The organism is Fundidesulfovibrio putealis DSM 16056, from assembly GCF_000429325.1.
GTDB lineage: Bacteria > Desulfobacterota > Desulfovibrionia > Desulfovibrionales > Desulfovibrionaceae > Fundidesulfovibrio > Fundidesulfovibrio putealis.
Genome location: NZ_AUBQ01000016.1, coordinates 142,654 through 161,544, shown reverse-complemented (window position 1 = coordinate 161,544; position 18,891 = coordinate 142,654). Strand labels below are relative to the sequence as shown.

18 protein-coding genes are annotated in these 18,891 nt (G+C 65.6%); 16 read left to right on the top strand and 2 right to left on the bottom strand.

Annotation, left to right across the window (positions count from 1 at the left end; all coding sequences use genetic code 11):
- Window positions 1-61: 61 nt before the first annotated feature.
- From G453_RS0114310 to G453_RS0114300, 3 genes are all read left to right on the top strand, one after another.
- A complete protein-coding gene (locus G453_RS0114310; protein ID WP_027191614.1) occupies window positions 62-532 on the top strand; it encodes a 23S rRNA (pseudouridine(1915)-N(3))-methyltransferase RlmH in 471 nt (156 codons plus the stop codon).
- A 128-nt stretch (window positions 533-660) separates the two neighbouring features.
- The gene (locus tag G453_RS0114305) at window positions 661-1,752 is read left to right on the top strand and encodes an NAD(P)H-dependent flavin oxidoreductase (protein ID WP_027191613.1); all 1,092 of its coding nucleotides are present in this window, start codon (window positions 661-663) and stop codon (window positions 1,750-1,752) included.
- 29 nt (window positions 1,753-1,781) lie between these two features.
- Entirely contained in the window at window positions 1,782-2,003 is a 222-nt protein-coding gene (locus tag G453_RS0114300) for a hypothetical protein (protein WP_043645859.1), read from the top strand.
- Here the strand turns inward: G453_RS0114300 and G453_RS24200 are convergent.
- Window positions 1,964-2,689 carry a 16S rRNA (guanine(527)-N(7))-methyltransferase RsmG gene (locus G453_RS24200; RefSeq protein WP_043645857.1) on the bottom strand — a complete coding sequence of 242 codons (726 nt, stop codon included), beginning with the start codon at window positions 2,687-2,689 and terminating at the stop codon, window positions 1,964-1,966. The two genes, G453_RS0114300 and G453_RS24200, sit on opposite strands and share 40 nt — an antisense overlap.
- A 94-nt stretch (window positions 2,690-2,783) precedes the next feature.
- Here G453_RS24200 and G453_RS0114290 point away from each other — a divergent pair, with 94 nt between their 5' ends.
- From G453_RS0114290 to G453_RS0114250, 9 genes are all read left to right on the top strand, one after another.
- Window positions 2,784-3,737 carry an ACP S-malonyltransferase gene (locus G453_RS0114290; RefSeq protein WP_027191611.1) on the top strand — a complete coding sequence of 318 codons (954 nt, stop codon included), beginning with the start codon at window positions 2,784-2,786 and terminating at the stop codon, window positions 3,735-3,737.
- Window positions 3,738-3,951: 214 nt separating this feature from the next.
- The gene (gene argS / locus G453_RS0114285; protein ID WP_027191610.1) at window positions 3,952-5,607 is read left to right on the top strand and encodes an arginine--tRNA ligase; all 1,656 of its coding nucleotides are present in this window, start codon (window positions 3,952-3,954) and stop codon (window positions 5,605-5,607) included.
- A gap of 108 nt (window positions 5,608-5,715) precedes the next feature.
- Window positions 5,716-6,573 carry an SPOR domain-containing protein gene (locus G453_RS0114280; RefSeq protein WP_027191609.1) on the top strand — a complete coding sequence of 286 codons (858 nt, stop codon included), beginning with the start codon at window positions 5,716-5,718 and terminating at the stop codon, window positions 6,571-6,573.
- Window positions 6,574-6,620: 47 nt separating this feature from the next.
- Complete coding sequence (locus G453_RS0114275; RefSeq protein WP_027191608.1) at window positions 6,621-7,175, top strand: pyruvoyl-dependent arginine decarboxylase; 555 nt, start codon at window positions 6,621-6,623, stop codon at window positions 7,173-7,175.
- Window positions 7,176-7,304: 129 nt separating this feature from the next.
- The gene (locus G453_RS24195) at window positions 7,305-8,444 is read left to right on the top strand and encodes an MBL fold metallo-hydrolase (RefSeq protein WP_084502369.1); all 1,140 of its coding nucleotides are present in this window, start codon (window positions 7,305-7,307) and stop codon (window positions 8,442-8,444) included.
- A gap of 63 nt (window positions 8,445-8,507) precedes the next feature.
- Window positions 8,508-9,149 carry an endonuclease III gene (nth, locus tag G453_RS0114265; RefSeq protein ID WP_027191607.1) on the top strand — a complete coding sequence of 214 codons (642 nt, stop codon included), beginning with the start codon at window positions 8,508-8,510 and terminating at the stop codon, window positions 9,147-9,149.
- Between the two features lie 5 nt (window positions 9,150-9,154).
- The gene (gene tgt / locus G453_RS0114260; RefSeq protein WP_051272438.1) at window positions 9,155-10,327 is read left to right on the top strand and encodes a tRNA guanosine(34) transglycosylase Tgt; all 1,173 of its coding nucleotides are present in this window, start codon (window positions 9,155-9,157) and stop codon (window positions 10,325-10,327) included.
- Window positions 10,324-10,968 carry a YdcF family protein gene (locus G453_RS26470; RefSeq protein ID WP_051272437.1) on the top strand — a complete coding sequence of 215 codons (645 nt, stop codon included), beginning with the start codon at window positions 10,324-10,326 and terminating at the stop codon, window positions 10,966-10,968. Before tgt ends, G453_RS26470 begins: the two co-directional genes overlap by 4 nt.
- A gap of 37 nt (window positions 10,969-11,005) precedes the next feature.
- On the top strand, window positions 11,006-11,707 hold the full coding sequence (locus tag G453_RS0114250) for an SDR family NAD(P)-dependent oxidoreductase (RefSeq protein WP_027191605.1): 702 nt from the start codon (window positions 11,006-11,008) through the stop codon (window positions 11,705-11,707).
- Window positions 11,708-11,794: 87 nt separating this feature from the next.
- Here the strand turns inward: G453_RS0114250 and G453_RS26465 are convergent, their stop codons facing one another.
- Window positions 11,795-13,825 carry a diguanylate cyclase domain-containing protein gene (locus G453_RS26465; RefSeq protein WP_027191604.1) on the bottom strand — a complete coding sequence of 677 codons (2,031 nt, stop codon included), beginning with the start codon at window positions 13,823-13,825 and terminating at the stop codon, window positions 11,795-11,797.
- A gap of 125 nt (window positions 13,826-13,950) precedes the next feature.
- On the opposite strand from G453_RS26465, the gene G453_RS0114240 reads away from it, so the two are divergent.
- The 4 genes from G453_RS0114240 (at window position 13,951) to G453_RS0114225 (ending at window position 18,793) form a co-directional block, all read left to right on the top strand.
- Window positions 13,951-15,996: a thioredoxin domain-containing protein gene (locus G453_RS0114240; protein ID WP_027191603.1), complete on the top strand. Its 2,046-nt coding sequence runs from the start codon at window positions 13,951-13,953 to the stop codon at window positions 15,994-15,996.
- Between the two features lie 541 nt (window positions 15,997-16,537).
- On the top strand, window positions 16,538-16,939 hold the full coding sequence (gene umuD / locus G453_RS0114235; protein ID WP_043645854.1) for a translesion error-prone DNA polymerase V autoproteolytic subunit: 402 nt from the start codon (window positions 16,538-16,540) through the stop codon (window positions 16,937-16,939).
- A gap of 1 nt (window position 16,940) precedes the next feature.
- Window positions 16,941-18,215 (top strand): Y-family DNA polymerase, encoded by a 1,275-nt coding sequence (locus G453_RS0114230; protein WP_043645852.1) that lies wholly within the window; start codon window positions 16,941-16,943, stop codon window positions 18,213-18,215.
- Window positions 18,216-18,277: 62 nt separating this feature from the next.
- A complete protein-coding gene (locus G453_RS0114225; RefSeq protein ID WP_043645850.1) occupies window positions 18,278-18,793 on the top strand; it encodes a type 1 glutamine amidotransferase domain-containing protein in 516 nt (171 codons plus the stop codon).
- Window positions 18,794-18,891: the final 98 nt, after the last annotated feature.

Sequence of the window (18,891 nt, the reverse complement as noted above, 5' to 3'; positions counted from 1 at the left end):
TGCCTACAGCATGACCAGGGCTTTGACAACTGCCAAGGCTGGGGATAGCGTAGCTCCGGCAATGAATCGGATACGGCTGGTCTTTGTCGGGGACGTGAAGGCCCCATGGGCCGTGGAGGCTTGTCGCCACTACACCCAGGCCCTGGAGCGCTTCGTGCGGTGCGACGTCGCCCTTGTGCGCGACGCCAAGGACGCCAGGGACCCGGTGATGCGCTGCCGCAAGGAGGGCCAGAACCTCCTGGGCGTGCTAGGTCCCAAGGACCGCGTCGTGGGTCTGGACGTGGGGGGCAAGGCTTACGGCTCCGAAGGATTGGCCGCGAAGCTTTCCACATGGCTGGACGACCCGGGCCGCGCGCCATGCTTCGTCATCGGCGGCCCCTACGGCTTCAGCCCCGAGGCCCGGACGCGTTTCGACGAACGAATGAGCCTCGGTCCGTATACTTTGCCGCACGAACTGGCGCGCGTGGTGCTTTTGGAGCAGCTTTTCCGCGGGATGAGCATCCTCGCGGGGCATCCGTATCACCATGCCTGAGGGGAAAGGCCGCAATCTCCCCTCGACTTTTTTCGCGGAACGTGTTTTCAAGCGCGTTCGCCCAGACGGTACCGCGAGCAGCGGACCCGGTCGCGAGAGCAGCTTTCTTTTCAACGCGTGGAGCTGACATGCCCTTTCCTTCCCTCACTATTGGCGACCTTACCGTCCGAACCCCCATCGTCCAGGGAGGCATGGGCGTGGGCATATCCCTATCCGGTCTGGCTTCGGCGGTTGCCGAAGCGGGCGGCATCGGCGTCATCGCCGCCGCAGGCATCGGAATGGGCAGGCCCGGGTATGCCACCAATTTCATCGAGACCAACAACGAGGCCCTGCGCGACGAGATCCGCGCCACCAGAGCCAAGACCTCCGGCGCGGTCGGGGTCAACATCATGGTGGCCCTGACCAACTACGCGGACCTTGTGACCACCGCCGTGAAGGAAGGCATCGACGCCATCTTCTCCGGCGCGGGACTGCCCCTGGACATGCCCGCCCACCTGCCCGAGGGCGCGAAGACCAAGCTCGTCCCCATCGTCTCCTCCGCCCGCGCGGCGGTGATCCTGTGCAAGAAGTGGCTGGCCCGCTTCGGCCGTGTCCCCGACGCCTTCGTGGTGGAAGGCCCCCTGGCGGGCGGACACCTGGGCTTCAAGCGCGACCAGATCACCGACCCAGCGCACTCCCTGGAGACCGTGGTCCCCGAAGTCATCGAAGCCGTGAAGCCCTACACCGCCCCAGGCGGCGGCCCCATCCCTGTCATCGCGGCAGGCGGCGTCTACACCGGCGCGGACATCCTGAAGTACCTGCGCATGGGCGCTGCCGGAGTCCAGATGGGCACCCGCTTTGTGGCCACCCACGAGTGCGACGCGGATGACGCCTTCAAGCAGACCTACCTGAAGGCCAAAGAGAAGGACATCGTCATCATCCAGAGCCCGGTGGGCCTGCCCGGCAGGGCCATCGCCAACACCTTCCTGGAGGAGGCCGCGCGCGGCGAGCGCCACCCCAAGACCTGTCCCTTCAACTGCGTGCACTCCTGCGACCACAAAACCACGCCCTACTGCATCATGATGGCCCTGATGAACGCCAAGAAGGGCAACCTCGCCCACGGCTTCGCCTTCGCCGGCCAGAACGCCTGGCGCGTGGAGGAGATCATCTCGGTCAAGCAGCTGATGGACAGCCTGGAAGCGCAGTACGACGCGGCCCTGGCCCTGGAGGCGGGAGCGTAGGGTTCCCCCGCGCTCCCGACGACATCCCCTTGGCGCTTCTTGACCACGCCTACCTGGAGAAGCTGGAGGCCTACTTCGCCTCCGGCGACCTGGAGCAGGATTTCGAGTTCGCGGACGAGGACAAGCGCGTGGCCATCCTCGAATTCCTGGAAAAGCTGATGGATCTGGCCGACATGGCCGATGAACAGGCCACCAAGCTCATCTTCAAGGGTCAGCTGGAGCAGATGCTCGGCGCGAACACCCAGAAGTAGCCCGTCTTCCCACGGCTGGGATAGGCGGTAATGGCCGCCGCCCCAAAGCCTTCCGGCACCGCCGCTTCCGGCTGCGCCTCGTTCGAGAACACCACCACCGCTGATTTTCTCCCCGGCTGCCCCGCTCCAGGGTCATGCTGCGTGGCGTTTGCCCCGCACCGGGCCTCTGCGGCGCTGCCCGGCATGCTTCGCAAATACAGCCGGGACGTCTCCAGGAACTCCCGCCAGGGCTGGAACGCACGCGACAGGCACACGTCGGCCTTTTCGCGCACGTCCTGCGCGCGTCCCTCGAACACCTCCGTGCCCTTAAGCCGCATCATGGCCGCGCACTGGCGCAGAAAACCCGCCCGCTTGGCCCTTGGCTCTATCATCACGTAGCGCCCGGTCTTCCAGAACACGCGCAGCGGCAGGCCCGGAATGCCCGCACCGGCCCCAAAATCGAACGTCACGCAGTCCTCCGGCAGATCAAGCGACTCCAGCAGGTCGGCCAGGTGCCAGCTGTCCGCCACCAGTTCCGAGAGCATCTCCGGCCAGGAGCGCGGCCCCACCAGGTTGGTCTTGCGGTTCCAGGATTCCAGAAGCCCCAGGTACGCGGCCAGTCCTGCGGCCTGTTCGGGGGTCAGCTCGCGGCCCAGCGCCAGGGCGGCGCGGGCGACACTTTCAGATGTGGGATTGCCAGTTGTCATGGGCCGGGGTATGGCCCAAGAATTGACGCCCGTCAAAGGATGCTCTACCAACGCGGCGGAAACGACAATCCCACCTTGCAAGGAGCCTTCACCCGTGACCACGAACGCTCACACCGTGGCCGTGCTTTTCCCCGGCCAGGGTTCCCAGGAAAAAGGCATGGGCCGCGATCTGGCCGAGGCCAGCGCAGACGCCATGGATCTGTGGAAGCTGGCCGAGAAAATCTCCGGCCTCCCGCTTCGCAATATATATTGGGATGGCGACGACGCCTCCATGGCCGACACCCGCAACCTCCAGCCCGCCATGACCGTCACCACCCTGAACCTGTGGCAGGTCGTGAAGCCCCGCCTCGCCCCCATGGGCATGGCCGGGCACAGCCTGGGCGAATACGCCGCCCTGGCCGCCTCCGAGGCGCTGCCCATCCGGCAGGTGCTGGAACTGGTCAGCCTGCGCGGCAGGCTCATGGCCGAAGCCGGGGGCAAGGGCGCGGACGAAGGCGCCATGGCCGCCATCCTCAAGGTCTCCCTGGAGAACGTGGAGGCCATCGTGGCCAAGGCCGCCGAGGCCACCGGGGGCACGCTCATCGTGGCCAACTACAACACCCCCGGACAGTACGTGATCTCGGGCCGCAAAGACGCCGTGGACCAGGCCGCCGGGCTGTGCAAGGAAGTGAAGGGCCGGGCCATCCCCCTGGCCGTCAGCGGCGCGTTCCACTCGCCCCTCATGGCCGAGCCCGCCGCCGAGATCGAGAAGGTCCTCAAGAAGGCCGACTGGCGCGCGCCGTCCGTGCCGGTTTTCGCCAACGTCACCGGCCAGGGCGTGGCCGATCCGGACAAGCTTCTTGGGCTTCTGGCGCGCCAGATGACCTCCTCGGTGCGCTGGATCGACACCATGGCCGCCCTGTACGAGGCCGGAGCCCGGACCTTCGTGGAGATCGGCCCCAAGGGCGTGTTGACCAAGATGGTCAAGCCCAACCTGGACGGCAAGGACGACGCCGTGGCCGTAAACGTGGCCACGAAAGAGGCCGCCGACTCGTTCGTGCTGCCCTAGCGCGAAACACGCTGTCGTTTAGGAAGCCTCCGGCGGCGGACGGGGTGAAAGCCCCAGGCCGTCCGCCGGAACTTGATTTTTCTATCGCTTAAGAAGCCTCCGGCGGCCAAAGGGCTCCGCCCTTTGGAAACCCATATAGGGGGCTTGGCAAGTTTGCCGGACATGTGTTCCGGCAGGATATAATCGCTAAGAAAAGCAAGCGGGATAGAACATCATGCGCGCGTTGACTCATCTGCGGAGCCTTTTGGGCTCCATCCTGGAAAAGAAAGGGGCCGCCTGGCCCGACAAGGCCACCATCGAGCCCCCCAAGGACAAACAGTTCGGCGACATGGCCTGCAACGTGGCCATGCTCACGGCGGGCAAGCTCGGCATGAAGCCCCGCGACCTGGCCGAAGTGCTCAAGAGCGAGCTCCTGGCTGCCGACCCCGCCCTCTCCAAGGTGGAAGTGGCCGGACCGGGCTTTTTGAACGTCACCTTCGCCCCGGCCTTCTGGCAGAAGACCGTGGAAGAGGTGCTGGAAGTCAAACATTGCTTCGGCAAGTTCAACCTGGGACGCGGTCGCAAGGTGCAGGTGGAGTTCGTCTCCGCCAACCCCACCGGTCCCCTGCACATCGGGCACGGACGCGGCGCGGCCGTGGGCGACTGCGTGGCGCGCATCCTGCGGGCCATGGATTACGAGGTCTCCACCGAATACTACATCAACGACGCTGGCCGCCAGATGCGCCTTCTGGGCGAATCCATCTGGGTGCGCTGCCTGGAACTCCTGAAGAAGCCCGTCACCTATCCCGAGGACTGGTACAAGGGCGAATACATCATCGATCTGGCGCGTGAGCTGCTCACCCTCAAGGGCAGCGCCCTGTGCGACCTGCCCCCGGCAGAAGGCCAGGACATCTGCTACGAGTACGGCATGAAGTCCATCCTGGACGGCATCAAGAAGGACCTGGCCGATTTCCGCGTGGAGCATCAGGTGTGGTTCTCGGAGAAGTCCCTGGTTGCCGCCGGAGCCGTCGAGCGCACCCTGGAAGACCTGAAGTCGCGCGGGCTGGCCTACGAAGACGACGGCGCGGCCTGGATGGACACCACCCGCTACGGCGACGACAAGAACCGCGTGCTGCGCAAATCCACCGGCGAGCTGACCTACTTCGCCTCGGACATCGCCTACCACGCCGACAAGTACGCGCGCGGCTTCAACACCGTGGTGGATATCTGGGGCGCGGACCATCACGGCTACGTCCCCCGCATGAAGGCCGCCGTCCAGGCCCTGGGCCGCGACGCAGACGACCTCAAGGTCATCCTGGTGCAACTGGTGAACCTCCTGCGCGGCGGCGAGCAGATCGCCATGTCCACCCGCGCCGGGCAGTTCGAGACCCTGGCCGACGTGTGCGCCGAAGTGGGCGTGGACGCGGCGCGCTTCATGTTCCTCTCGCGCAAGTCCGACAGCCACCTGGACTTCGACCTCGATCTGGTCAAGCAGCAGTCCATGGACAACCCGGTGTACTACGTGCAGTACGCCCACGCCCGCATCTGCTCGCTGTTCGCCAAGGCCGCCGAGCGCGGCGTGGCCATGCCCGAGTGCTCCCCGGCGCTGCTGGCCCGGCTGGACACCCCCGAGGACCTTGACCTGATGCGCCTCATGGAGCAGTATCCCGACACGCTGGCCAATGCCGCGCAGACGCTTTCCCCCCACGTGGTCAGCTTCTACCTGCGCGAGCTGGCGGGCCTGTTGCACCGGTACTATTCGGCCAACCCCGTGCTGGCCGCGTCCGACGAGGACCTCATGCGCGCCCGCATGCTCATGCTTGCGGCCGTGGCTGAAGTGGTCCGAAGCGGACTGGAGCTTTTGGGTGTGAGCGCCCCGGAAAAGATGTAACGTCTCATCCGGGCGCTATTATCATACAGTCACCATTTACGGCGGCCTGCCACCACCGCGCTTTCGGGGTGGCGACGGGCCGCAACGCCGCCTCAGCCGGAGAACCGCATGAAGGTCGTGGACCGCTTCAATGTCACCAAGCCCCCCGAGGGGCCTCGGAAGTTCAGCTTCGAGTTCACCGGCCCCGGACTCATCTCCGTGGTTGTGGTGGGGGTGCTTGGCATCGTGTGGGTGTTCATCCTGGGGGTGCTGGTCGGGCGCGGCTACAAGCCGGAAAACGCCGTCCCCCAGGTAGCGCAGATCATGCCCTCCACGGCTCCCGCCGCGCAGCAGGAGAACCGGGAGCCGCCCACGGTGCTCAAGCCTGAAGACCTCCAGTTCCAGGACACCCTCCAGGGCAAAAAGCCCCAGGAGACCGTCACCGTGGACTCCGCCAAAAAGCCCGCCGACGCGCCCGGCGCACCGGGGCTTCAAGGCGGCTCCGCGCCCGTGAGCTCGCTGGCCCCGGCAGCCGGTTCAGCAGGTGCGGCTGTTCCCACCACCTCGCTGGAAAAGACTCCGGCCCCCCTGCCCAAGGGACAGGTGGCCACGTCCCCGGCCCAGCCGGACCGCAAGACGCCCAAGGCTGATCCGGCCAAGCCTGCCGACCCCAAGGACGCAAAAGACGCCAAGGCAGCCAAGGATTCGAAGGATTCCAAAGCCGCCAAGGACGCAAAAGACACGAAATCGCCAAAAATTCAGGCTACCTACCAGATCGCCGCCCTGGACAAGCAGTCCCAGGCCCAGGCCGAGGTGGACCGTCTGGCCAAGAAGGGCGTCAAAGCCTCCGTGGAGGAGGCGAAAGTGGATGGGAAGTCCCTCTACCGGGTGATTGTCCAGGTGAAGGGAACGGAAGCGGAGATCAAGCAGACCCTGGAAAAAGCAGGGGCAAAAAAGCCTATACTTCGCGACAAAAAATCTTTATGACTCGTTTCCCCCGCAAGGCGGGGAGGCACTCCCACGGAGGACTTCCAATGTTCGGACAAACGTTCGTCCCGACCAAAGCCTTCTTCACCCGAGGCCTTGGCCGTCACAAGAATAAGCTGCAATCCTTCGAGCTCGCCCTGCGCGATGCCGGAATCGAAAAGCTGAACCTGGTGTACGTGTCGAGCATCTACCCCCCCAACTGCACTCTCCTCACCATGGAAGAGGGCACGCAGTTGCTCAACCCAGGTCAGATCACCTTCTGCGTGATGGCCCGCAACGCCACCGATGAGAAGGGCCGCTTGGTCGGTTCCGCCGTGGGCATGGCCTTCCCCGCCAGCAAGGATCACTACGGATATATTTCCGAGCACACCTCCTTCGGCAAGGAAGAGAAGGAAATCGGCGACTTCGCCGAGGACCTGGCCTCCACCATGCTGGCGACCACTCTGGGCATCGACTTCGATCCCGAGACCGCCTACGACGAGCGCCGCGAGATCTACATGATGTCCGGCAAGATCATCGAGTCCACCTCTTTGCCCAGCGTCACCCAGGGCGTGTCCGGCATGTGGACCACCACCATCTCCGCAGTGGTGTTCCTGCCGTAAGCGCAGCTGCAATTTGATCGAAAAAGCCCCGCTCATGCGGGGCTTTTTTTTGTTGTGTGGCTTGCCTGGGCGCATCCGGAGCATTATCCGGACAAAGCACTTCGCAAATATCCGGCAAAGACGGTCGTCATGCAGCAGTTCATCCAGAGATTTCTCGCGCGCTTCATCCCCGGAGACGGCGCAGCCATCGGCCCGCCCTGTTCGGGCTTGTCGGGCGTATCGGGCGCAAAACCTGCCCGCCCCTACCCCGTGTCCGACCACTTCGACGGCCAGCGCTTCCATACGCCGTGGCCCACCGAAGACCGCAAATTCTCTGACCTGCTGCGCTGGAAGTTCACCTCGCGCTCCACGCCCTGGCCCGTCCACGTCCCGAACATCCGGCAGGACGTCCCGCCCGAGCGTGTTCACGGCGACGAGCTGCGCCTTACCTACATCGGCCACTCCACCACGCTCATCCAGACCGCCGGGGTGAACGTGCTCACCGATCCGGTCTGGTCCGAGCGCACCGGCCCCTTTCTCATTGGTCTCAAACGAGCGCGAAAGCCCGGCCTCTCCCTGGACATGCTCCCCCCCATCGACGCGGTGCTGGTCAGCCACAACCACTACGACCACCTGGACCTGCCCACGCTCGCCGCCCTGTGGAAGCGCCACCGCCCGCGCATCGTCGCGCCGCTCGGCAACGCCGCGCTCATCGACGGGGCGCTGGGGCGGCGCGTGTGCGAGGAGCTCGACTGGTGGGAATCGTTGGATGTGTTTCCAGGCGCAGGAGCTTCTGCGTCTTGTCAGGCCGGGAGCGACGCGCACTCCAGGAGCGAGCATCCGGTCGGCCTGCGCGTCCACGCCGCCCCGGCGCACCACTGGTCCGCCAGGGGCGTGTTCGACCGTCGCAAGGCCCTGTGGTGCTCCTTCGTGCTGGAGGCTCCGGGCGGACATATCGGCTTTTTCGGCGACACGGGCTACGGTTCAGGAGAGGCCTTCCGGCTGATCCGCTCGCGCTTCGGTTCCATGCGCGTGGCGCTTCTGCCTATCGGGGCCTACGAGCCGCGCTGGTTCATGTCCCCGGCCCACATGAACCCCGAAGAGGCCGTGCTGGCCATGCGCGACCTGGGCGCGCGACGCGCCGTGGCCACCCACCACGGGGTGTTCAAGCTGACCGACGAGGGCATCGACACGCCCCTGTACCATCTGGCCAACGCGCGCTGCGAATACGGCGTCTCATCGGAGGCCTTTCGGGTGATGGATGTGGGCGAGGGCTGGCAGGCTCCCTGAGGCGAAAAGTGTTCGTGTGCCTCAACATTGCCCCCCGCCGCGCTTTCGGCTATCCCACCGGGCATGACGTCAACCGAACGCGCCCCCATCATCTTCGAGCGCCTGCGCCTCAGATACCCCAAGACCGTCCCCGCTCTGGACCACACCAACGCCTGGGAGCTGCTGGTGGCCACCGTGCTGGCCGCCCAGTGCACCGACGCGCGCGTGAACATGGTCACGCCGAACCTCTTCGCCCGCTGGCCCGGTCCGGCTGAACTGGCCACGGCCAGCCAGGAGGACCTGGAAGAGGTTGTCCGCTCCACCGGGTTCTACCACAACAAGGCCAAGAACCTCATCGGCGCGGCCAAACGCGTCATGGACGTGTTCGGCGGCGAGGTACCCCGCACCCTTGCGGAGCTCATCACCCTGCCCGGCGTGGCCCGCAAGACCGCCAACATCGTGATGTCCAACTCATTCGGCATCCACGAGGGCATCGCCGTGGACACCCACGTGACCCGGCTGGCCTACCGCCTGGGCCTCACCGACGCCAAGGACGCCGTGAAGATCGAGCGAGACCTGATGCCGCTCTACCCGCGTGAGCACTGGGGCGAGATCAACAACATGCTGGTGTACTTCGGTCGCGAGGTCTGCCCGGCCAGAGCGCCCAAGTGCCCGTCCTGCGAACTGGAAGACATCTGCCCCAAGCGCGGTGTGGCCGGGAAATAAGCGACATGAACATCTCCGATACTTCCGTCATCTCCCCCGTTTCCGCTGACGCCAAGGCTCCCGGCACGTTCACCGTCCAGGCCACAGACGGCCCCGCGCGCCTGGGCGAGCTGCACACCGCCCACGGCGTGGTGCGCACCCCGGCCTTCATGCCCGTGGGCACGGTGGGCACGGTGAAATCCCTGTGCCCGCAGGACCTGAAAGACGCAGGCTCCCAGATCATCCTGGGCAACACCTACCACCTGTACCTGCGCCCCGGCGACGAGCTGGTCGCGCGCAGGGGCGGCCTGCACAAGTTCATGGGCTGGGACGGCCCAATCCTCACGGATTCGGGCGGCTATCAGGTGTTCTCCCTGTCGGAACTTCGCAAGCTGAAGCCCGACGGCGTGGAGTTCCGCTCGCACCTGGACGGCTCCAAGCACTTTTTCACGCCCGAGAAGGTCCTGGACATCCAGCGCAACCTCGGCTCCGACATCATGATGGTGCTGGACGAGTGCGTGCCCTACGGCGCGGACCACGCCTACACCGAGAAATCCCTGGAACTGACCCACGCCTGGGCGGCGCGCTCGCGCGAGAACCACGAGCCGGGGCGCAACGGCCAGATGGTGTTCGGCATCGTGCAGGGCGGCTTCTTCAAGGACCTTCGCGCCATAAGCGCCGAGGCCATCTGCTCCATGGGCTTCGAGGGCCACGCCATCGGCGGCCTGTCCGTGGGCGAGTCCACGCCGGAAATGTACGACCTCATGGCCCACACCGCGCCGCTTTTGCCCGCCGAAAAGCCGCGCTACCTCATGGGCGTGGGCAAGCCCCTGGACATCCTGGAGGGCATCGGCAACGGCATCGACATGTTCGACTGCGTGCTGCCGACGCGCAACGCCCGCAACGGCACGCTCTACACCAGCCAGGGGCAGGTGAACATCAAACGCGTTGAATACAGGGAGGACGACACCCCCCTGGACCCCGAATGCACCTGCTACACCTGCCGCACCTTCTCCAAGGCCTACCTGTGCCACCTCTTCAGGGCACAGGAGCTGCTTTCCTACCGGCTGAACACCATCCACAACGTGCACTTCTTCCTGGAGCTGACCCGGGGCGCGCGCGAAGCCATCGCCCAGGGACGTTTCGCGGCCTACAAGTCGCACTTCCAGGAGGTGTTCGCCCCGAGGACAACGCCATGATGCGCACCAGCCTGAAGGCCGTGGTCCATGTCGGCGAACACCTGCTGCTGGCTGCGGTGGTCATCGGCGTGGGGCTTCTGCTCACGGCGGGCTACTGGCTCCAGACCGGCGACCCGCCTTCGCGCAGCGACGCCATGGTGGTGATGGGCGGCAACTTCAACCGCGCGGCCTACGGCGCGGAGCTCTACCAGCTGGGCATGGCCAGGAAGGTGTACATCGGGCGCGTGGCCCGCTGGCCCAGCGAGCGCGTGCTGGACCAGAACCATATCGCCTTCCCCCGACGCGAGGAGCTCTACAAGACCATCCTGCGCAAGAAGGGCGTCCCGGACGAGGCCATGGAATACTTCGGGGACGACCTCTTGAGCACCGCCCAGGAGGCCGAGGCCCTGGCCGCGCAACTGGGCAAGGAGCCCGGGTCGCTGCTGGTGGTCACCTCTCCCTACCACGTGCGCCGCGCGCGCATGGTCTTCACCGACGCCCTGCCCGGCTGGCAGATACGCGTGGTGGGCACGCCCTCGGAGAGGATCGCCACCGCCTGGTGGAAGGATCAGGAATCGGCCAGGATCGTGCTGCTGGAGATTCCCAAGACCATCTTCTACATGCTGGGCGGACGGTTCCGCTCCACTCCCGCCGCCAACTGAACTCCAGAACTCTCAAGCCTCACGAAAGGATTCCCCCATGGGCAAGACCGCAGTCGTCACCGGCGGAAACAAGGGCATCGGCCTGGAAACCACCCGGATGCTTCTGGACAAAGGCTTTGACGTGTGCGTGGTCGCGCGCGATTTTTCCGGTTTTCCCCTGGCCTCGCACAAGAACGTCAGGACCATCCCCTTCGACCTCTCGCGCATAGAGGACATCCCGGCGCTGGTGTCGGACATCGGCGACATCCACGTGCTCCTGAACAACGCGGGCATCATGTACGCCCTGCCCTACACCGATTATCCGCGCGAGAAATCCGACATGCTGATGCGCATAAACGTCGAGGCCCCGGTGGCCCTCATGCGCGAGGCCAGCGCGTCCATGGTGCGGGGCGGCGGCGGAAGGATCGTGAACAACGCCTCCGTGGCCGCGCACACCGGACACCCGGACGTCTGGTACGGCATCAGCAAGGCGGCGCTTTTGAACGCCACCAAGAGCTTCGCCAAGCTGCTCGGCGGCAAGGGCGTGGTGGTGAACGCCGTGGCCGCAGGCCCAGTGGAGACGGACATGCTCCACACCATCCCGCTGGAGCGCCGCAAGGCCATCCTTCAGGCCGTGTATACGGGGCGCTTCGCCCGCGCGGACGAAGTGGCCGAGGCCATGGTCTGGCTGGCCACGGACTGCCCGGAGTATATCAACGGCACCTGCATCGACATAAACAACGGGGCGCTGCCCAGGTAGAACAGGCCTGCTGAAACCGGACAACCCGGCGGGGAAGGGAATCTCCCGGACGCGCGTGCGCCCGGGCGGATGGAATCGGCGGTCGGCTTACTGCCTGGGGAAAGCGGAGAGACTGTCGTCCACGACGGCTCCGTCGGAAAACCAGAAGCTGTTCTTGCCCCGGCCCTTGGCGCGGTACATGGCCCTGTCGGCGTGGTTGAGCAGCAGCCCGGCCTCCAGGCCGTCTTCGGGATAGACGGCGATGCCGATGCTCACCCCGATGCGGATCAGCTTTCCCGACAGGTCAAACGGCTCGGCCACCGACTCCAGCATGCGCGAGGCGATGCTGGCGGCCTCGGCCGGGTCCTTCAGGTCCATGAGCACGGCCACAAACTCGTCCCCGGCGTAGCGGGCCAGGGTGTCGTTGGAGCGCAGGCACGCGCTCAGCCGCTTGCCAGTCTGCTTGAGCAGTTCGTCGCCCACCTTGTGGCCGAAGGTGTCGTTGACCCTCTTGAAGTCATCCAGGTCCAGAAAAAGCACCCCCACCTTGGAGTTGTTGCGGTCCGCCGTGGCGATGGCCTGCTCCAGTCGGTCCGCCAGGAGCAGCCGGTTGGGCAGGCGGGTCAGCGAGTCGTGGAAGGCCAGGTCCCGGATGCGCTCCTCGGCCTGGATCTTCTCGGTGACGTCCAGCACCATGAGCAGGAACCCCTTGCCCTCCCTGCGCCCCTGGATCATGGAGAAGGACAGCTCGAACCGGCCCGGAACGCCCGGCAGGGAAGTGGTCAGCTTGAAGCGGCCCGAGCCTTTCAGCGTCTGGATGGTGGGCCAATCCTCGGGCGCGCTCCCACCCATGGCCAGAATCTCGCGCCAGGGTTTTCCCACCGCCTCCTCGCGCAGAACGCGAAAAAGGTCTTCGGCCACGCGGTTCACGCGTAGGATTTTGCCCTCGCTGTCCAGCACCAGCACGGCTTCCTGCACGGACGAGAAGGTGCGCTCCCAGTCCTCGGCGGCGGTGCGCAGGGAGGACAAGGTCTGCTTCAGGCGCACGGACAGCTGGAAGAAGGCACGCGCCAGCCTGCCGATCTCATCAGAGGAACGCATGGTGCGCAAAGCGTCCAAAGCGCTTGACGCAAACGGTCTGGTGAGGGCTCCCTCCGCCTTTCGCAGGTCCTGGCTGATGATGAGCGCCGCGTGCTCCAGCGCCTCCAGTGGCTTGACGATCCTGCGCATGGCGAAAAAGCCCACCGGCAGCACCACGGCCAGCGCCGCAAAAAAGAACATGCCCACAGCAGCCAGACCGTTGCGCGTGGTGGCCAGCGCCTCTTTCAGCGGAAGCTGCGCCAGCACGACCCAGCCCAGCGCAGGCAATTGCCGCGAAGCGATCAGCACCGGCACGCCCATGCTGTTGACCGTCTCCCCCACGCCCTCGTAGCCCTGCGCCGCCCGGTCCAGGAACGGGTTGCGGCCCGCCTCCAGCGAACGCAGAATCTTGGATTTGTCAGGGTGCATCAGGAACTGGCGGTTGCGGTCCACCATGTACACGTACCCGGTCTGGCCGATCTTGCGCTGCTGCTGCTCGCCCAGGGCCGAAGTCGACAGGAGGTTCACCGAGGCCCCCAGCACTGCCAGGAGCTGCCCTGAAGGGGAGAAGATGGGAGCCGTGAAGGTGAGGACCGGCAGCCCGGTGCGCATCGACACGTACGGCTCGCCGATCACGCCCCGCTCGCGCGCCTTGGTGCGCTGGAAGTAGTCGCGGTGCGCGAAGGGCTGGCCGTGGAGTTCCGGATGATGGGGGTAGTCGGTGAGGAAGTTTCCGTTTGCATCCAGCAGGAACAGGCCGTTCTCGAACCGGGGGTAAAAGGACGCCTGGCGGGCCAGATGGTCGCGCACTGCTTCAAGGTTGCCTGAGGCAAGAGGCTCGCGAGGGATGTTTCCTGCTATCGCCCTTGTGTCGTTCAGGTTCTCATCGACAAAGCTGCGGATTTCGCGCGCAAGTGTCGTCGCTTCCGACTCCAAATCCTGCTTGATGACAACGGTGATCGCACGCTGCTGGTAGTCCAGCAGGAACAAGCTGGTAGCCGCGATAACCGCAAGGACCAGTCCTGAGAGGAGAAATGAGGCTTTTACGCTGAGCTTCATACACTTTTTCCAATTCGGTACTATACCACCCCCCCGGAGAAAACCACTGGGAGAAACACGAATTTTTCTGGTTTGCAGGCCCGAAATGGTCTATCCGGTCCCGAAGACCAAAGCCCGGAGGCAGCATGCCCGACCACGCCAACGCCCTGATCCACGAGAAAAGCCCCTACCTTCTCCAGCACGCCCGCAATCCCGTGGACTGGCTGCCCTGGGGAGACGCGGCCTTCGCCAAAGCCAAGGCGGAGAACAAACCGCTGTTCCTCTCCATCGGCTACTCCACCTGCCACTGGTGCCACGTCATGGAACGCGAATGCTTCGAGGATCACGACGCAGCCGCGCTCCTGAACGCTACCGCCGTGCCTGTGAAGATCGACCGCGAGGAACGCCCCGACCTGGACAACATCTACATGACCGCCTGCCAGCTCATGACCGGCGCGGGCGGCTGGCCCCTGTCCGTGTTCATCGACCACCACGGACGCCCCTTCTTCGCAGCCACCTACATCCCCAAGCACACCCGCTTCGGGCGCATGGGGCTCATGGATCTTCTTCCCAAGATCAGCGAGGTCTGGACCCGACGTCCCGCCGAGGTGGAACAGGCCGCCGCCAACGTGCTGAACGCCCTGGCCGAACACCAGCGCGCCACGCCCGCCCAGGCCGGCCCCGGCCCAAAGACCCTCGACACCGCCTACCGCCAACTGGCCGCCCGCTTCGACCCAGACCACGGCGGCTTCGGACAGTCCCCCAAGTTTCCCTCGCCGCACCAGCTGCTGTTCCTGCTGCGCCACCACAAGCGCACCGGCGAGCCCCTGGCCCTGGACATGGCCGCCAAAACGCTCACCGCCATGCGCCTGGGCGGCCTGTTCGACCACATCGGCCTGGGCTTCCACCGCTACTCCACCGACCAGCACTGGCTTTTGCCCCATTTCGAGAAGATGCTCTACGACCAGGCCATGCTGCTCATGGCCTACGCCGAAGGCTTCCAGGCCACCGGCGACCCGCTGTTCAAGCGGACCGCCCAGGAGATCGCCCGCTACGTGCTGCGCGACATGACCAGCCCCGAGGGCGCATTCTTCAGCGCCGAGGACGCCGACAGCGAAGGCGAGGAAGGGAAATTCTACGTCTGGACCATCGACGAGGCGCGAGCCGTGCTCTCCGAAGAGGACACGAGCCTCTTCGTGCGTCTCTTCGGCCTGCTGCCGGACGGCAACTTCGTCGAGGAGTCCACCCAGGAAAAGACCGGCGCCAACATCCCTCATCTGTCCGCGCCGCCCCCGCCCCAACTGGACGAACGCCTGGAAAGCATCCGCGCCCGGCTCTTCACGGACCGCGAGAAGCGCGTGCATCCCCACAAGGACGACAAGATCCTCACCGACTGGAACGGGCTGATGATCGCCGCCCTGGCCCAGGCCGCCCGCATCCTTAACGAGCCGGACCTCGCCAGCGCCGCAGGCCGGGCCGCCGACTTCCTGCTGGCGCGCCTGCGCGATCCGTCCGGCGCGCTCCTGCACCGCTACCGTGACGGCGAGGCCCGCATCCCAGCCAATCTGGACGACCACGCTTTCCTGGCCTGGGGGCTCCTGGAACTCTATCAGGCCACCTTCGACCTGGGCTGGCTGCAAGCCTCCCTGGACCTGACCGACCAGATGATCGCGCGCTTCCAGGACGCCGAGAACGGCGGGTTCTTCTTCACCGCCCACGACGCCGAAACCCTCCTGGTGCGCCAGAAGGAATTCTTCGACGCCGCCATCCCCTCGGGCAACTCCGTGGCCATGCTGGTGCTCACCAAGCTCTCTCGCCTCGCCTCCCGGCACGACTTCTCCGAACACGCCGCGCAGCTCTCGCGCAGCCTGGGCCAGACCGTGGAGCGCGCACCGTCCGGCTTCACCATGCTGCTCTGCGGGCTGGACTTCGCCCTCGCGCCCGGCGCGGACGTGGTGCTCTCCGGACCGGACGACGCCTCCCTGGAGCCGTTCCTGGCAGCCGTCCGCTCGCGCTATCTGCCGAGCACGCTGCTGCTCAAGCGCGACCAGAGCGGCGAACTGGCCTCGCTCGCCAGCTACACGGCAGGCATGTGCCCGCTGGACGGCAAGGCCACAGCCTTCGTCTGCCGCGACGGCAGGTGCGAACCGCCCACGACCGACCCGGCGAAGATGCTGGAGCTGCTGGGATAAACCGGGCTCCGCCCGGCCCCGGCAGGGCTCTGCCCTGCCCCCGCCAGGGGAGAAGCCTCCCCTGGACCCGGCTATTCGCTTCGCGTCGTGCGCGGCAGTTCGGGCTGGGAATTAGGATTGCTGAAATAAACCGGGCTCCCTCGACTCGGCTCTTGGTTTCGTGTCGTGTGCGGTAGTTCGGGCAAGGGGCTGGTTCTGGCGACTGTCCCGCTCGTGTCCTGGCGGGCGGGCTAGAACCGATTTGAAGACGATTCGTCGCCCGCCCGCCAGAACCCGACCGCGACAGCCACCAGCCCCGGCCATTGTCGAAAACGGTGATCTTAAAAATTGATAAGCCCTGAAGCGCGGCTTTGCGCGCTTCAGGGCTTTCTTGCGAGCTCTCTGAACAGTAACGGTGCTGCCCGCGAAGCGGATGCAGGGTCCAGGGGGATCATCCCCCTGGCGGGAGAGTCCAGAGAGGGCAGCGCCCTCTCTGGCCGCCGGAGGCTCCTGCGACAAATAAATCTTGCCCATTTCGTAGCGCCAAACTATACGCATTGTCATGCCCGCAAAGACACCTCTTGAACCCTACACACTCCAGACGGCGACCGGTTTTCCGTCGCCCGCGCAGGACTACATCGACCAGCGCCTGGACCTGAACCAGCTCCTGGTGCGTAACGCCCCGGCCACGTTCTACATGCGCGTGCAGGGCGACTCCATGCGCGGGGCTGGCATCGCGTCCGGCGACCTCCTGGTGGTGGACCGCTCCGTCCAGGCGCGTCCGGGCAGCGTGGTGGTGGCCTGCGTGGACGGGGAGCTCACGGTCAGGCGTCTCAGGCGCGGCAGAGTCGGGCTGGTCCTGTCTGCGGAGGACGGCGGCGAGCCTGTCGCGCTGCAAGAGGCATCCCAGGCGGAAGTGTGGGGTGTGGCTACCCATGTCATCCATGCGCTCATGCGGGGCTGACATGAAGCTAGCGCTGATGGACTGCAACAACTTCTACGCCTCCTGCGAGCGCGCCTTTGCCCCGCACCTGATCGGACGGCCCGTGGTGGTGCTCTCCAACAACGACGGCTGCGTCATCGCACGCTCGCAGGAGGCCAAGGACCTGGGCGTGCCCATGGGCGCGCCTGAGTTCAAGTGCCGCGCCCTGTTCAAGCGCCACGGCGTGACGGTGTTTTCGTCGAACTATGCCCTCTACGGCGACATGTCCGCGCGGGTGATGGCCGTGGCTGGCGGGATGTCGCCGCGCATGGAGGTCTATTCCATCGACGAGGCGTTTCTGGACCTGACGGGGCTTGAGCGCCCCGAGGAACATGCCCGGCAGGTGCGTGAGACGGTGAAACGCTGCACCGGCATCCCGGTGTCCATCGGCATCGCCCCCACCAAGACGCTGGCCAAGCTCGCCAACAAGCTGGCCAAGAAGGACGCGGGCCTGGGGGGCGTGCTGGACCTTCCCGAGGGACCTGAACGCGAGGCGTTGCTTGGTCGGACGGAGATACGCGACGTGTGGGGCATCGGACCGCGCCATGGCAAGCGGCTGATTGAGCGCGGCGTGCGCACGGCGCTGGATTTCTGCCGTTTGCCGCGTGAATTCGTATTGAAGAGCATGACAGTGACGGGGCTGCACACCTGGCTGGAGTTGCGCGGCGTCCCCTGCATCAGCCTGGAGGGCGTGGGAAAGTCGAAAAAGGCCATTGTTTCGTCGCGCTCCTTCGGACGTCCGGTGGAGAGCATCGAGGACCTGCGCGAGGCCCTGAGCCATTACGCCGCACTGGCAGCCGGCAAGCTGCGCGCCCAGAAGGGGCAGGCCGCGTCGCTCCAGGTGTGGCTGGAGACCAACTCGTTCGTGGAGGATGATCCGCAATACACCGCAGGGCAAAGCGTGGGGCTCAGTCCGCCCACCGCGCACACCACGCGCATCGTGCGGGCCGCGCTGGAGGTGCTGGAGCGCATCTATCGCCCTGGCTTTCGCTACAAGAAGGCAGGGGTGATGCTCACGGGCATTGAGGCGGCGGCCACGGCCCAACTCTCGCTGCTGGACGTGCCGGAAGAGGCGCAGGAACATGCCGGTCGGGGCGGACGTCTGATGGAGGCCCTGGATCGGGTGAACGCCAAATGGGGCCGGGAGACGCTGTTTCCGGCGTCGGCGGGCATCGCGCGTCCCTGGGACATGCGCCAGATGCACCGCTCCCCGCGCTATACCACATCATGGACGGAACTTCCCGTGGTCCGGGCCTGAACGGTTGCCCACGCAAGCAAATATGCGGTAAGGAGAGACGGATATCATCCAAAGGAGTCCCCATGAAACCTAAAGCGCTTATCGTTTCAGCTGATGCATTTGAGGATTCGGAACTGCTCTACCCCTACTACCGCCTGCAAGAAGCCGGGTACCAGGTGGACCTCGCCGCGCCCAAGGCCGGAACAATCACGGGCAAAAACGGCTACACCGTCACCGCCAACCTCTCCCTGGACGACGTGGAAGACGCGGGGTCCTGCGGGTACAAGCTGCTGCTCCTGCCCGGCGGCAAGGCTCCCGAGGCCCTGAAGGCCATCCCCAAGGCCCTGGACATCGCCAGGGACTTCGCCGGGTCCGGCGCGCCCATCGCGGCCATCTGCCACGGCCCCCAGGTGCTGGCCGCAGCGGGCCTGCTGCGCGGACGCAAGGCCACCTGCTACAAGAGCGTGGCTGAAGAAATCACCGCAGCCGGAGCCCTCTACGAAGACTCGGAAACCGTGGTGGACAAGAATCTGGTCACCGCCCGGCAGCCCTCGGACCTTCCGGCCTTCATGCGCGCGGTCATGGCCATGCTCGGCTAAAGCACTCCGTCGACGACAACGATTCCGGCATGCGCCTGATGTCTCGTCCCTGAATGGCAGGACCACGTGTTCCAGGAAACGGGACACAGGCGCAGCCG